At 59.7% G+C, this 13,906-nt stretch carries 13 protein-coding genes; 8 read left to right on the top strand and 5 right to left on the bottom strand.

Annotation, left to right across the window (positions count from 1 at the left end; all coding sequences use genetic code 11):
• Positions 1-3: 3 nt before the first annotated feature.
• Positions 4-756, bottom strand: coding sequence for a UDP-2,3-diacylglucosamine diphosphatase (lpxH, locus tag ACYP2Q_RS26750; protein ID WP_459733216.1), 753 nt, complete (start codon positions 754-756; stop codon positions 4-6).
• Positions 753-1,256: a peptidylprolyl isomerase gene (locus ACYP2Q_RS26745; RefSeq protein WP_008053603.1), complete on the bottom strand. Its 504-nt coding sequence runs from the start codon at positions 1,254-1,256 to the stop codon at positions 753-755. Before ACYP2Q_RS26745 ends, lpxH begins: the two co-directional genes overlap by 4 nt.
• A 252-nt stretch (positions 1,257-1,508) precedes the next feature.
• Between ACYP2Q_RS26745 and ACYP2Q_RS26740 the strand changes: the two genes are divergently transcribed.
• Both ACYP2Q_RS26740 and cysS read left to right on the top strand, forming a co-directional pair.
• Positions 1,509-3,206: a glutamine--tRNA ligase/YqeY domain fusion protein gene (locus tag ACYP2Q_RS26740; protein ID WP_459733215.1), complete on the top strand. Its 1,698-nt coding sequence runs from the start codon at positions 1,509-1,511 to the stop codon at positions 3,204-3,206.
• A 14-nt stretch (positions 3,207-3,220) separates the two neighbouring features.
• Positions 3,221-4,603, top strand: a complete 1,383-nt coding sequence (gene cysS / locus ACYP2Q_RS26735) for a cysteine--tRNA ligase (RefSeq protein ID WP_459733214.1) — start codon at positions 3,221-3,223, stop codon at positions 4,601-4,603.
• 62 nt (positions 4,604-4,665) lie between these two features.
• Here the strand turns inward: cysS and ACYP2Q_RS26730 are convergent, their stop codons facing one another.
• Positions 4,666-6,501, bottom strand: coding sequence for a sigma-54-dependent Fis family transcriptional regulator (locus ACYP2Q_RS26730; protein ID WP_459733213.1), 1,836 nt, complete (start codon positions 6,499-6,501; stop codon positions 4,666-4,668).
• A gap of 351 nt (positions 6,502-6,852) precedes the next feature.
• Here ACYP2Q_RS26730 and ACYP2Q_RS26725 point away from each other — a divergent pair, with 351 nt between their 5' ends.
• The 6 genes from ACYP2Q_RS26725 to ACYP2Q_RS26700 are packed head-to-tail and all read left to right on the top strand — an operon-like array spanning position 6,853 to position 12,807.
• Positions 6,853-7,947 carry an ABC transporter ATP-binding protein gene (locus tag ACYP2Q_RS26725; protein ID WP_459733212.1) on the top strand — a complete coding sequence of 365 codons (1,095 nt, stop codon included), beginning with the start codon at positions 6,853-6,855 and terminating at the stop codon, positions 7,945-7,947.
• A complete protein-coding gene (locus ACYP2Q_RS26720; protein WP_459733211.1) occupies positions 7,947-9,062 on the top strand; it encodes an ABC transporter ATP-binding protein in 1,116 nt (371 codons plus the stop codon). The genes ACYP2Q_RS26725 and ACYP2Q_RS26720 overlap by 1 nt, the downstream gene beginning before the upstream one ends.
• Positions 9,059-9,925: a carbohydrate ABC transporter permease gene (locus ACYP2Q_RS26715; protein ID WP_053161460.1), complete on the top strand. Its 867-nt coding sequence runs from the start codon at positions 9,059-9,061 to the stop codon at positions 9,923-9,925. The genes ACYP2Q_RS26720 and ACYP2Q_RS26715 overlap by 4 nt, the downstream gene beginning before the upstream one ends.
• An 8-nt stretch (positions 9,926-9,933) precedes the next feature.
• On the top strand, positions 9,934-10,734 hold the full coding sequence (locus tag ACYP2Q_RS26710; protein ID WP_459733210.1) for a carbohydrate ABC transporter permease: 801 nt from the start codon (positions 9,934-9,936) through the stop codon (positions 10,732-10,734).
• A 10-nt stretch (positions 10,735-10,744) separates the two neighbouring features.
• On the top strand, positions 10,745-11,017 hold the full coding sequence (locus tag ACYP2Q_RS26705) for a DUF2160 domain-containing protein (protein WP_274074749.1): 273 nt from the start codon (positions 10,745-10,747) through the stop codon (positions 11,015-11,017).
• Between the two features lie 47 nt (positions 11,018-11,064).
• Positions 11,065-12,807 (top strand): ABC transporter substrate-binding protein, encoded by a 1,743-nt coding sequence (locus ACYP2Q_RS26700; protein ID WP_459733209.1) that lies wholly within the window; start codon positions 11,065-11,067, stop codon positions 12,805-12,807.
• 196 nt (positions 12,808-13,003) lie between these two features.
• On the opposite strand, the gene ACYP2Q_RS26695 is transcribed toward ACYP2Q_RS26700, so the two are convergent.
• Positions 13,004-13,381 (bottom strand): type II toxin-antitoxin system VapC family toxin, encoded by a 378-nt coding sequence (locus ACYP2Q_RS26695; RefSeq protein ID WP_459733208.1) that lies wholly within the window; start codon positions 13,379-13,381, stop codon positions 13,004-13,006.
• A complete protein-coding gene (locus tag ACYP2Q_RS26690; RefSeq protein WP_459733207.1) occupies positions 13,378-13,809 on the bottom strand; it encodes a type II toxin-antitoxin system Phd/YefM family antitoxin in 432 nt (143 codons plus the stop codon). Before ACYP2Q_RS26690 ends, ACYP2Q_RS26695 begins: the two co-directional genes overlap by 4 nt.
• Between the last annotated feature and the right edge of the window lie 97 nt (positions 13,810-13,906).

Here is a 13,906-nt window from a genome sequence, read left to right as displayed (position 1 = left end):
TTTTTAGATCGAGGGTGGCGCCAACTGCGGAGGCGGGGCAAAATCGAATGGCGCTAACGCAAACCCTTGCTCATCTACCTGCAACGCCCACCCTTGCTTGTCCCAATCCCCCAGCACAATGCGCCGTGCCGCCTGTTCCCCCAGCTGCAGCTTGTGGATGGCAGGGCGGTGGGTGTGGCCGTGGATCAGGGTCTTGACCCCGTACTGCTGCATGATCCGCGGAATCTCCAGGGGCGTGACATCGACGATGTCATTGGCCTTCATCCGCGTCTGCGCACGGCTTTCGCTGCGTAGCTTGCGCGCCAGCTTTTGCCGGGTACGCAGCGGCAAGTGGCGCAGGATGAACAGGGTGATCGGGTTGCGCAGGTAGCGACGCAGCTTCATGTAGGCTTCGTCGCGAGTACAGAGGCTGTCGCCGTGCATCAACAGCACGGGTTCACCATTGAACTGCACGACACTCGGATCTTTCAGCAGGGTGCAGCCGGCCTGTTTGCAGAACGCCTTGCCCAACATGAAGTCGCGATTGCCGTGCATCAGGAAAATCGCCGTGCCGCTGTCGCTCAACTCGCGCAGGGCCTGGCAGATGGAATGCTGGAACGGCGTCATGGCATCGTCGCCAATCCACGCCTCGAAAAAGTCGCCCAGAATGTATAGGGCACTCGCCGAACGGGCGCGTCCGGCGAGCAAATCCAGAAACGCCCGGGTAATGTCCGGGCGCGCATCGATCAGATGCAAGTCTGAAATCAGCAGTATCACTCAATGATCTCGGCTTTCTCGATGATCACGTCGTCTGCCGGAACGTCCTGGTGGCCGGACTTGGAAGTGGTGGCCACGCCTTTGATCTTGTCGACAACGTCGGTGCCGGCGGTCACTTTGCCGAATACCGCGTAGCCCCAGCCTTGCACGTTCTTGCCGCTGTGGTTGAGGAAGCTGTTGTCAGCCACGTTGATGAAGAACTGCGCGGAAGCCGAATGCGGCTCCATGGTGCGGGCCATGGCGACGGTGTACTTGTCGTTGGAAAGACCGTTGTCAGCTTCGTTCTGGATGCTTGGGCGCTTGTCTTTCTTTTCTTTCATGCCTGGCTCGAAACCGCCGCCCTGGATCATGAAGTTACCGATGACACGGTGGAAAACGGTGTTTTCGTAGTGACCGGCTTTAACGTACTCGACGAAGTTGGCCACGGTGATCGGGGCTTTGTCGGCGTTCAGTTCGAGGACGATGTCGCCGAAGTTGGTAGTCAGTTTGACTTGGGTCATGTTCGTTACTCATCAAGAGGAATTCGTGGTGTTGGGACAGTCTGTCCCGCAACCGGTTCAGCCAGTCTCGGCCAAGGTGCGCAGTTTAGCGTGACAGGCGCGAATTTCGAGGCTGTTTTTTCATTTACGGCCTATTAAATACGACGGTTTACAGGGTGCGCACTGTCAGGTACTTGACGGCATCGGCTATGATAGCGGCTTTGTTTTGTCCGGCCTTCACTACGGCCACGCACCAGTACGTTCAAGGATCCTATGAGCAAGCCCACTGTCGACCCTACCTCGAATGCCAAGACCGGCCCTGCCGTGCCGGTCAACTTCCTGCGGCCGATCATCCAGGCAGACCTGGACTCGGGCAAGCACACGCAGATCGTCACCCGGTTCCCGCCTGAGCCCAACGGCTACCTGCACATCGGCCACGCCAAGTCGATCTGTGTGAACTTCGGCCTGGCCCAGGAGTTCGGCGGCGTCACGCACCTGCGTTTCGACGACACCAACCCGGCCAAGGAAGACCAGGAATACATCGATGCGATCGAAAGCGACGTCAAATGGCTGGGCTTCGAATGGTCCGGTGAAGTGCGCTACGCCTCGCAGTATTTCGACCAGTTGCACGACTGGGCGGTGGAGCTGATCAAGTCCGGCAAGGCCTATGTCGACGACCTGACCCCTGAACAAGCCAAGGAATACCGCGGCAGCCTGACCGAGCCTGGCAAGAACAGCCCGTTCCGCGACCGTTCGGTTGAAGAGAACCTCGACTGGTTCGCCCGCATGCGCGCCGGTGAATTCCCGGACGGCGCACGCGTACTGCGCGCCAAGATCGACATGGCCTCGCCGAACATGAACCTGCGCGACCCGATCATGTATCGCATCCGTCACGCGCATCACCACCAGACCGGTGACAAGTGGTGCATCTACCCGAACTACGACTTCACCCACGGTCAGTCGGACGCCATCGAAGGCATCACCCACTCGATCTGCACCCTGGAATTCGAAAGCCACCGTCCGCTGTACGAGTGGTTCCTCGACAACCTGCCGGTGCCGGCCAACCCGCGCCAGTACGAGTTCAGCCGCCTGAACCTGAACTACACCATCACCAGCAAGCGCAAGCTCAAGCAGCTGGTCGATGAAAAGCACGTCAACGGTTGGGACGATCCGCGCATGTCCACGCTGTCGGGCTTCCGCCGCCGTGGCTACACGCCGAAGTCGATCCGCAACTTCTGCGAAATGATCGGCACCAACCGTTCCGACGGCGTGGTCGACTTCGGCATGCTCGAATTCAGCATCCGTGACGACCTCGACCAGAGCGCCCCGCGTGCCATGTGCGTGCTGCGTCCGCTGAAAGTCGTGATCACCAACTACCCGCAAGGCCAGGTCGAGAACCTCGAACTGCCGTGCCACCCGAAAGAAGACATGGGCGTGCGCGTATTGCCGTTCGCCCGTGAGATCTACATCGACCGTGAAGACTTCATGGAAGAGCCACCAAAAGGCTACAAGCGCCTGGAGCCGAACGGCGAAGTGCGCCTGCGCGGCAGCTACGTGATCCGCGCCGACGAAGCGATCAAGGACGCCGATGGCAACATCGTCGAGCTGCGTTGCTCGTACGATCCGGACACCCTGGGCAAGAACCCCGAAGGCCGCAAGGTCAAGGGCGTGGTGCACTGGGTGCCGGCCGCTGCCAGCGTCGAGTGCGAAGTACGCCTGTACGATCGCCTGTTCCGCTCTGCGAACCCGGAAAAGGCTGAAGACAGCGCCAGTTTCCTGGACAACATCAACCCTGACTCGCTGCAGGTACTCACCGGTTGTCGTGCCGAGCCTTCGCTTGGCAATGCACAGCCGGAAGACCGTTTCCAGTTCGAGCGCGAAGGTTACTTCGTCGCGGATATCAAGGACTCGAAACCGGGCGCTCCGGTCTTCAACCGTACCGTGACCCTGCGTGACTCCTGGGGCCAGTGATTCAAGGAAATAACGTGCTAACGATCTACAACACGCTCACCAAGAGCAAAGAAGTCTTCAAGCCGCTCGATGGCAACAAGGTGCGCATGTACGTGTGCGGCATGACCGTGTACGACTACTGCCACCTGGGCCACGGCCGCAGCATGGTCGCGTTCGACCTGGTGACCCGCTGGTTGCGCTTCAGCGGTTACGACCTGACCTACGTGCGCAACATTACCGACATCGACGACAAGATCATCAACCGGGCCAATGAGAACGGCGAGTCGTTCGAAACCTTGACCGAGCGCATGATCGCGGCGATGCACGAAGACGAAGCGCGCCTGAACATCAAGAAGCCGGACATGGAGCCGCGCGCCACGGATCACATCCCAGGCATGCACGCGATGATCCAGACCCTGATCGACAAGGGCTACGCGTACGCCCCGGGCAATGGCGACGTGTACTACCGCGTCGGCAAGTTCATGGGCTACGGCAAGCTGTCGCGCAAGAAGATCGAAGACCTGCGCATCGGCGCGCGCATCGAAGTCGACGAGTCCAAGCAGGACCCGCTGGACTTCGTGCTGTGGAAAGCCGCCAAGCCGGGCGAGCCGAGCTGGGAATCGCCATGGGGCGCCGGGCGTCCGGGCTGGCACATCGAGTGCTCGGTGATGTCGACCTGCTGCCTGGGCGAGACCTTCGACATTCATGGCGGCGGCAGCGACCTCGAGTTCCCGCACCACGAAAACGAAATCGCCCAGAGCGAAGCGGCCACCGGCAAGACCTACGCCAACGCGTGGATGCATTGCGGCATGATCCGCATCAATGGCGAGAAGATGTCCAAGTCCTTGAACAACTTCTTCACCATCCGCGACGTGCTCGACAAGTACCACCCGGAAGTCGTGCGTTACCTGCTGGTATCGAGCCATTACCGCAGCGCGATCAACTACTCGGAAGACAACCTCAAGGACGCCAAGGGCGCCCTGGAGCGTTTCTACCACGCGTTGAAAGGCCTGCCGAGCGTGGCGCCGGCGGGCGGCGAAGCCTTCGTCGAGCGTTTCACCCAGGTGATGAACGACGACTTCGGCACGCCGGAAGCCTGCGCGGTGCTGTTCGAGATGGTCCGCGAGATCAACCGCCTGCGCGAGAGCGATCTGAACGCAGCGGCCGGCCTGGCTGCCCGTTTGAAAGAACTGGCCAGCGTGTTGGGCGTGTTGCAGCTTGAAGCCGATGACTTCCTGCAGGCCGGTGCCGAAGGGCGCGTGGACGCGGCTGAAGTCGAAGCGCTGATCGCCGCGCGCCTGGCGGCACGTGCCGGCAAGGACTGGGCCGAATCCGACCGCATCCGCGACCAGCTCACCGCCATGGGCGTAGTGCTGGAAGACGGCAAGGGCGGGACGACGTGGCGTTTGGCTGACTGATAGCGGCTTGCGTTACAAACAAAACCCGCCTTGTGCGGGTTTTGTTTTTTTCAAGATGGCTTTTAACCCTCCGACTGACGCAACCGTTTGTAGAGGGTGTTGCGACTTACGCCAAGCCTGCGCGCCAGATGCGAAATATTCCCCCCCACCGCCTGCAACTGCCGATTCAACTCATCGGCATCATCAAGATCCACCACCAGCGGCTCCGCCGTCTCCACCGGTTCCATCTCCAGATCGACAAAAAAATCGTCCGGCAAATGCTCCGGTCGCACCGGCTGTTCCTCGGCCATGGCCAGCGCCACCTGCATCACGCTGCTGACTTGCCTTAGATTCCCCGGCCACGGATGACGGCTGAACAGTTCCAGCACTTCGCGACTCAATCCTGCCCATTGCGAGGGCTCGCGGTGCTGTTCCCACAAGCGTTTGAACAGCGCCTCCTTATCACTGCGCTCCCTCAACGGCGGCAGTTCCAGGGTCAGGCCGCCGATGCGGTAGTACAAGTCTTCGCGAAAGCGCCCCAGTTGCACCTGCTCGCGCAACGAACGGTTGGTCGCGGAAATGATGCGGATATCCACCGGGAACAACTCGCTGCTGCCCACCGGCTGCACGCAGCGCTCCTGCAACACACGGAGCAAACGGGCCTGGGTCGGCAGCGGCATGTCGCCGATTTCATCGAGGAACAGCGTGCCCTTGTCCGCCTTGCGGATCAGGCCGATGCTGCCTTTCTGGTTGGCCCCGGTGAATGCGCCTTTTTCATAGCCGAACAGTTCTGACTCTACCAGTTCAGCGGGGATCGCCGCACAGTTCACGGCGATAAACGCCTGTTTGCTGCGCGAGCTGGCCTGGTGCAGGGCCTTGACGAACACTTCCTTGCCGACCCCGGTTTCGCCGTGGATCAACAACGGAATGTCTTTTTCCAGCAAGCGCTCGGCCTGGCGCACGGCTTTTTCCACGCGGCTGTCGCCGAAGTGCAGGGTGTTGAGGCTAATCGCTGCCGGTGCCGGTACGGGGGGCTCAACGAACACTCTGGCCTGGATCGGCACCTGCTTCGGACGCTTGAGCAGGCACTGGAAGCGATTACGCCCGCAGGACTGGAGCGAGAAGGGCAGGCCTTCGGGTTGATTCAACAGCTCCAGCAGCGAGACCTTGAACAGGCTCTCGACACTGACCCGCGACAGGCGCACGCCGAGCAGGTTGTCGGCGCGGCGGTTGGCGGACAGCACCTGGCCGCTCTCGTCGAAGATCAGCAATCCGGCCCACTGGCTGTCGAGGTTGTTCAGGCCGGTGTTGAAGGTCAGTTGAAAATGCTGGCCGTGGAACAGGTTGAGGATCAGCCGGTTCTCCACGGTCTGGCTCATCATCTTGACCATGCCCAGGGTATGGGAGGGCGGCAGGTAGCTGTCGCTGGACACATCCAGCACGGCGATGACCTTGCGCTCGGCATCGAAAATCGGCGCCGCGGAACCGGTCATGAAGCGGTTGGCCTTGAGAAAGTGTTCATCGTGCTCAATGTGCACCGCCTGCTCGCAGGCCAGTGCGGTACCGATCGCATTGGTCCCGCTGCAGCGTTCCATCCAGCTGGCGCCCGCGCTGAAACCACGGGTCAGGCTCGGCTGGATAAACCGTTGGGTACCCCAGGACGTCAGCACCTGGCCCTGATTGTCGGCGAGCATGATCAGGCAATTGGAGTTGCTGAGGATGTTTTCGTAATAGGGCAGCACTTCCTGGTGGGTGGTCTGCACCAGTGAGTGCTGGCTCTCCAGCAACTGGGCGATGCCTTCAGCCGGCAGCTGGTCGAACGCCGGGGTGCTCTGGTGATCGAGACCGAACGCACGGCAGCGGGACCAGGAGTCCTGGATGATGGCGTCGTGGGACAGCGGCGAGGCAGGTGCGGCCATGGCAGTCGATCTCTGGGCAAGCTTTTATTGTTCTTATGATTTTTTCGCACACGCCACATACCTGTAGGAGCCCGGCTTGCCGGCGAAGGCGATTTCGATGACGCCTTCGCCGGCAAGCCGGGCTCCTACGGGGGTCGTGAACAGTCCATAGATTGTTGTTCACTATTGTTCATTGTCAATCGGTGAACTGTTCAATTGTTCATTTCAGGTTGTTCATTTCTGTTCAGCTACGAACGTTGGTTCATCACGTTTTTATAAAAATTCCAGCTGGATCAATGGCCTGAGATTTTTGGCACGAAAGTCGCTCTGTCACCCAGGTCGCTTGACTCCAAAAATAAAAAAGGCCGAGCCATGTCGTTAACCCTGGAACATGTCAGCCGCACCGTCGAGGGCCAGATCTGGATCGACGATGCGTGCCTGCGTTTCGAACCCGGATCCTTCAATGTTCTGCTCGGGCGCACGCTGTCGGGCAAGACCAGCCTCATGCGCCTGATGGCCGGGCTGGACAAGCCCGACAGCGGGCGCATCCTGATGAATGGCGTCGATGTCACCCAGCGCCCGGTGCGCCTGCGCAACGTGTCGATGGTGTATCAGCAGTTCATCAATTACCCGACCATGACCGTCTTCGAGAACATCGCCTCGCCGCTGCGCCAGGCTGGTGTGTCCAATGATCAGATCCAGAGCAAGGTGCTGGAAACCGCGAAAATGCTGCGCATCGAGAAATTCCTGCAGCGTTATCCGCTGGAACTGTCCGGTGGCCAGCAGCAACGCACGGCCATGGCCCGGGCGCTGGTCAAGGATGCTGAACTGATCCTGTTCGATGAGCCGCTGGTCAACCTCGACTACAAATTGCGCGAGGAACTGCGCCAGGAAATGCGCGAGCTGTTCAAGGCGCGCCACACCATCGCCATCTACGCCACCACCGAGCCCAACGAAGCCCTGGCCCTGGGCGGTACCACCACCATTCTGCATGAGGGCCGGGTGATCCAGAGTGGCCAGTCCTCCGAGGTCTACCATCAGCCGCAGACCGTGCTGGCGGCCGAGTTGTTCTCCGAGCCGCCAATCAACCTGATGCCGGGGCGCATTGCCGGCAACGAAGTGAGCTTCGCCAATTTCGTGCACTTCCCGCTCAACGTCGATTTGCGCCCGGTGGGCGAGGGTGAATTTCGTTTTGGCGTGCGCCCCAGCCATATCTCGCTGGTGCCAAGCAACGACGATGACCTGGAACTGGCGGTGACCGTTGAAGTTGCGGAAATCAGCGGCTCGGAAACCTTCCTGCACGTGCGCAACGAGCATTTCCTGCTGGTGCTGCACCTGCCCGGCGTTCACGAGTACGACGTCGATGCGCCGATCCGCATCTACATCCCGACCCATAAACTGTTTGTGTTCGATGCGCAGGGGCGGCTGGTCCAGGCGCCTGGCCGGCGCGTCGCGAGGGTTGCCTGATGGCCGAAATCCGTTTGCAGAACCTCGCCCACAGCTACACCAGCACGCCGAGCGGTCCCGAGGATTACGCGATCCGCCAGATGGATCACATCTGGGAGCAGGGCGGCGCCTACGCGTTGCTCGGCCCGTCGGGCTGCGGCAAGTCGACCCTGCTCAACATCATTTCCGGCCTGCTCAGCCCGTCCCAGGGCCATGTGCTGTTCGATGGCAAGGCGGTCAACAACCTGACCCCGGAAAAACGCAACATCGCCCAGGTTTTCCAGTTTCCGGTGGTCTACGACACCATGACGGTGTTCGACAACCTGGCCTTCCCATTGCGTAACCAGGGCATGGCCGAGGCGAAGATCCACACCAAGGTGCAGGAAATTGCCGAAGTCCTCGACCTGCAAAGTCTGCTGAGCAAAAAAGCCAGCAACCTCACCGCCGACGAAAAACAGAAAGTCTCCATGGGTCGCGGGCTGGTGCGCGATGACGTCTCGGCGATCCTTTTCGACGAGCCGCTGACGGTGATCGACCCGCACCTGAAGTGGAAGCTGCGTCGCAAGCTCAAGCAGATCCACGAGCAGTTCAACATCACCATGGTCTACGTCACCCACGATCAATTGGAGGCCTCGACCTTCGCCGACAAGATCGCGGTGATGTACGGCGGGCAGATCGTGCAGTTCGGCACTCCGCGGGAATTGTTCGAACGGCCGAGCCACACCTTTGTCGGTTATTTCATCGGCAGTCCGGGGATGAACCTGATCGAGGTGCAGCCGCAACCCGGTGGTGTCGGTTTCGCTTCGACCCATTTGCCACTGTCCGAAGCCATGCAGAAGCGCATCGCCGAAGCAACCTGGAAAACCCTGAAGGTCGGCATTCGCCCTGAGTTCATTCATGTCTGGGACGAGCCTTTTGATGACGCGCTACGGGCACAAGTCGTACACGTCGAAGACCTCGGCACCTACAAGATCATGACCCTGAACCTCGACGGCGCGCCGCTCAAAGTGCGCCTGGCCGAAGACAAACCGGTGCCCGAAGGCACGGCGTACATCAGTTTTCCGGCGCAGTGGCTGATGGTCTACGCCGATGATTTCCTGCTCGAAGCCAGTGCCAACCAAGAGGCGCAGCCATGAACAAGGTGCAGAACAACAAGGCCTGGTGGCTGGTGCTGCCGGTGTTCCTGTTGGTGGCGTTCAGTGCGGTGATCCCGATGATGACCGTGGTCAACTACTCGGTGCAGGACATTTTCGACCAGTCCAGCCGCTACTTCGTCGGTGCCGACTGGTACAGGCAAGTGCTGCTCGATCCACGCCTGCACGACTCGTTGCTGCGCCAGTTCATCTACTCGGCTTGCGTGCTGCTGATCGAAATCCCCCTGGGCATCGCGATCGCCTTGACCATGCCGACCAAGGGGCGCTGGTCGTCGGTGGTGCTGATCATCCTGGCGATTCCCTTGCTGATCCCGTGGAACGTGGTCGGTACCATCTGGCAGATCTTCGGCCGGGCCGACATCGGTCTGCTGGGGGCGAGCCTCAAGGCCATGGGCATCAACTACAACTATGCGGCGAACACCATGGACGCCTGGGTCACCGTGCTGGTGATGGATGTCTGGCACTGGACCTCGCTGGTGGCGCTGTTGTGTTTCTCCGGGTTGCGGGCGATTCCGGACGTGTACTACCAGGCGGCGCGGATTGATCGGGCGTCCGCCTGGGCGGTGTTCCGGCATATCCAGCTGCCCAAGCTCAAGAGCGTGCTGTTGATCGCCGTGATGCTGCGCTTCATGGACAGTTTCATGATCTACACCGAGCCGTTCGTGCTGACCGGGGGCGGGCCGGGCAACGCCACGACTTTCCTCAGCCAGACCCTGACGCAGATGGCGATCGGGCAGTTCGACCTGGGGCCGGCCGCCGCGTTCTCGCTGGTGTACTTCCTGATCATCCTGTTGGTGTCCTGGTTGTTCTATACCGCCATGACTCACTCTGACGCCAACCGCTGAGGCCAATCATGAGCATGAGAAAGCTGATTCCACTGCTGATCTACATCCTGTTCCTGCTGGTGCCGATCTACTGGCTGCTGAACATGTCCTTCAAGAGCAACAGTGAAATCCTCGGCGGCCTGACGCTTTTCCCACAGGATTTCACCCTGGCCAACTACAAGGTGATCTTCACCGATCCGAGCTGGTACACCGGTTACATCAACTCGGCGTACTACGTCAGCCTCAACACCATCATCTCCCTGAGCGTGGCATTGCCGGCGGCCTATGCGTTCTCGCGCTACCGCTTCCTCGGCGACAAGCACCTGTTCTTCTGGCTGCTGACCAACCGCATGGCGCCGCCAGCGGTGTTCCTGTTGCCATTCTTCCAGCTGTATTCATCGATCGGCCTGTTCGACACCCACATCGCGGTGGCCCTGGCGCACTGCCTGTTCAACGTGCCGCTGGCGGTGTGGATTCTCGAAGGCTTCATGTCGGGCGTGCCCAAGGAAATCGACGAAACGGCCTACATCGACGGCTACAGTTTTCCCAAGTTCTTCGTGAAGATTTTCATCCCGCTGATCGGCTCCGGCATCGGCGTCACGGCGTTTTTCTGCTTCATGTTTTCCTGGGTCGAGCTGCTGCTGGCGCGAACCCTGACTTCGGTGAACGCCAAGCCCATCGCAGCGGTGATGACCCGCACGGTCTCGGCGTCGGGTATCGACTGGGGCGTGCTGGCGGCGGCGGGGGTGTTGACCATCCTGCCGGGCATGCTGGTGATCTGGTTTGTGCGCAACCACGTGGCCAAGGGCTTTGCCCTGGGCCGGGTATGAGGAACTGATGATGGAATGGATGAGTTGGACGGTCCCCACGGCGGCGTTCTTCACTGTCATTGCCTTGATCCTGGTGGGCATGACCACCTGGGAGTTGCGTTCGCCGAGCATCCTCAGGCGAGGCTTTTTACCGATTGCCACCACCCGTGGCGATCGATTGTTCATCGGTCTTCTCGGCAGCGCCTACCTGCATTTGCTGGTCATCGGCGTGACCGACTGGAGCATCTGGGTCGCCTTCGCGATGTCCCTGGTGTGGCTGTTGGCTGTGATGCGTTGGGGCTAGTCGAATCGCTCGGCAATGTTGCTCCGAAACTCAATAAGGAGGTCTCTATGTTCGACAAAAACAATAAGCTGCGACATAGCATTTCATTGGCAGCCCTGCTGGCACTCAGCGGTTTGAGCGCGTCTGCCTGGGCCGATGCCTATGAAGACGCTGCGAAGAAATGGATCGGCAGTGAATTCAAACCGTCGACCCTGACGGCCGATCAGCAACTCGAAGAGCTGAAGTGGTTCATCAAGGCGGCGGAGCCGTTTCGCGGAATGAGCATCAAGGTGGTGTCGGAAACCATCGCTACCCACGAATACGAGTCCAAGGTGCTGGCCAAGGCCTTTACCGAAATCACCGGGATCAAGTTGACCCACGACCTGCTGCAGGAAGGCGACGTGGTGGAAAAGCTGCAGACCCAGATGCAATCGGACAAGAACATCTATGACGGCTGGGTCAACGACTCGGACCTGATCGGTACGCATTTCCGATACGGCAAGACCGAATCGATCACCGACCTGATGGCCAACGAGGGCAAGAACTTCACCTCGCCGACCCTGGACATCAAGGATTTCATCGGCATCTCCTTCACCACCGCGCCGGACGGCAAGATCTATCAACTGCCCGACCAGCAGTTTGCCAACCTGTACTGGTTCCGCGCCGACTGGTTCGAGCGCGCAGACCTCAAGGCCAAGTTCAAGGAAAAATACGGCTACGAGTTGGGCGTTCCGGTGAACTGGTCGGCCTATGAAGACATCGCCAAATTCTTCAGCGAGGACGTCAAGGAAATCGATGGCAAGCGTGTCTACGGGCACATGGACTACGGCAAGAAAGACCCGTCCCTGGGCTGGCGCTTCACCGATGCCTGGTTCTCCATGGCCGGTGGCGGCGACAAGGGCATCCCCAACGGCTTGCCGGTGGACGAGTGGGGCATCCGGGTCGAGGATTGCCACCCGGTCGGTTCCAGCGTGACCCGTGGCGGCGACACCAACGGCCCGGCGGCGGTGTTCGCCACCACCAAATACGTCGACTGGCTGAAGAAGTACGCGCCACCGGAAGCGGCGGGCATGACCTTCTCCGAATCAGGTCCCGTGCCGTCCCAGGGCAACATCGCCCAGCAGATCTTCTGGTACACCGCCTTCACCGCCGACATGACCAAGCCGGGCCTGGCGGTGATGAACGCCGACGGCACGCCAAAATGGCGCATGGCGCCGTCGCCGCGGGGGCCGTATTGGGAGGAGGGCATGAAGCTGGGGTATCAGGACGTGGGTTCCTGGACGTTCATGAAGTCCACGCCCGAGAAACAGAAACTCGCGGCCTGGCTGTACGCGCAGTTCGTGACCTCGAAAACCGTCTCGCTGAAGAAAACCATCGTCGGCCTGACCCCGATCCGCGAGTCGGACATCAACTCGCAAGCCATGACCGACCTGGCACCGAAGCTCGGCGGCCTGGTGGAGTTCTACCGCAGCCCGGCCCGCGTGCAATGGACCCCGACCGGCACCAACGTGCCGGACTATCCGCGTCTTGCGCAGTTGTGGTGGAGTCACATCGCCGAAGCGGCCAGCGGCGAGAAAACACCACAAGAAGCCCTGGACGGGCTCGCCAAGGATCAGGACGCGATCATGAGCCGTCTGGAACGCTCTAAGGCACAAGCCACCTGCGCGCCGAAAATGAACCCCGAGCGCGATGCGCAATACTGGTTCGATCAACCCGGTGCACCGAAACCGAAACTGGCGAACGAGAAGCCTCAGGGCGAAACCGTGAGTTATGCCGAGCTGCTGAAATCGTGGGAGGCGGCGCGCAAGTAAAGTGCTGAAGTCGTGAAATGCGAACGGCACCGGAAGGTGCCGTTTTTGTGTCTGTCCCGACGCCATCGCGAGCAAGCTTGCTCCTACAATTGATCGGCGGTGTTCGCGATTTGTATGTCCACAGAAGATCCCCCGTGGGAGCGAGCTTACTCGCGATGAGGGTATTACAGGCACTGCATCAATTAGAGTAGGCCGATCAGACTAAAACAGCTAAGTCCGTATATTTGGCAACCAACGGGTTGGCAGTGAGAAGCTTCATGGGTTCAGTCGTGGCTGTTGCAACAATGAGGCGGTCGAACGGATCACGGTGGTGATGCTCGAGGTCTTTCACAGCAATGGCATGCTCGGAAGTTACCGGCAATTCGATGAACCCGCTTTCGAGGCAGTACTGCCGGATTTCCTCCAGATCAATGCTCAGCTTACCCAGTCCGACTTTGATCGCCATCTCCCAGAAGGACGCTGCGCTGACATAAATATCGGCAGCGTTCTCAATGAGCTTTCTGGCCTTGCCGGAGAGCCTCTGATCATCACTGAGTGTCCAGAGCAAAATGTGCGTGTCGAGCAAAAGCCTCATTCGTGAGCGCCTTCAAAAGCATCGAGCATTTCGTCTGGCAGGGGCGCGTCAAAGTCTCGTGGAAGTACCAGTTTGCCTTTCATGGTTCCGATTCGCTGTCCGCAGGCTTTTCCTATCGGAACCAGGCGCGCAAGGGCTCGACCATGTTTGGCAATCGTGATGACCTGTCCGGCTGCTGCGTCATCGACGAGTTTGGACAGATTGTTTTTGGCTTCAGCCAATGGAACGATGATCATCGCTTCTCTCCCGTATTCTGGACAAATATAGCCAGAATTTTCGCGCACGGCAAAGAAGCGAGATTGCTCGGCATTGGCCGGGGAATATTTGGAACGTTTCACTCTATTGCTCAGCACCGTGACATTGCCTTGGCGCTCGGCAGCCAAGGCATCGAAGCCTTCTACCAGTTCGGAAAAGATGTCACGTTTCATTGTTGGCTCTCGCATTGGTTTCTCAATCTGGAAGTTCTTCAAGATAGAGCCAAATGCTCAGTTCTGGATGTAGGACGAGGCGGGTAATACCGCGTGA

Source organism: Pseudomonas sp. MHK4 (genome assembly GCF_054600775.1).
The sequence above is the reverse complement of the archived record's forward strand: the minus strand, read 5'-3'. Positions and strand labels throughout refer to the sequence as shown.

Bases quoted from the DNA above. Each gene is read 5' to 3' on its own strand.
- ACYP2Q_RS26720 (WP_459733211.1), top strand. From the start codon at position 7,947: ATGGCCGAAATCCGTTTGCAGAACCTCGCCCACAGCTACACCAGCACG.
- ACYP2Q_RS26745 (WP_008053603.1), bottom strand. From the start codon at position 1,256: ATGACCCAAGTCAAACTGACTACCAACTTCGGCGACATCGTCCTCGAA.
- ACYP2Q_RS26710 (WP_459733210.1), top strand. From the start codon at position 9,934: ATGAGCATGAGAAAGCTGATTCCACTGCTGATCTACATCCTGTTCCTG.
- ACYP2Q_RS26690 (WP_459733207.1), bottom strand. From the start codon at position 13,809: ATGAAACGTGACATCTTTTCCGAACTGGTAGAAGGCTTCGATGCCTTG.
- ACYP2Q_RS26740 (WP_459733215.1), top strand. From the start codon at position 1,509: ATGAGCAAGCCCACTGTCGACCCTACCTCGAATGCCAAGACCGGCCCT.
- ACYP2Q_RS26695 (WP_459733208.1), bottom strand. From the start codon at position 13,381: ATGAGGCTTTTGCTCGACACGCACATTTTGCTCTGGACACTCAGTGAT.
- ACYP2Q_RS26700 (WP_459733209.1), top strand. From the start codon at position 11,065: ATGTTCGACAAAAACAATAAGCTGCGACATAGCATTTCATTGGCAGCC.
- ACYP2Q_RS26730 (WP_459733213.1), bottom strand. From the start codon at position 6,501: ATGGCCGCACCTGCCTCGCCGCTGTCCCACGACGCCATCATCCAGGAC.
- ACYP2Q_RS26705 (WP_274074749.1), top strand. From the start codon at position 10,745: ATGGAATGGATGAGTTGGACGGTCCCCACGGCGGCGTTCTTCACTGTC.
- ACYP2Q_RS26715 (WP_053161460.1), top strand. From the start codon at position 9,059: ATGAACAAGGTGCAGAACAACAAGGCCTGGTGGCTGGTGCTGCCGGTG.
- ACYP2Q_RS26725 (WP_459733212.1), top strand. From the start codon at position 6,853: ATGTCGTTAACCCTGGAACATGTCAGCCGCACCGTCGAGGGCCAGATC.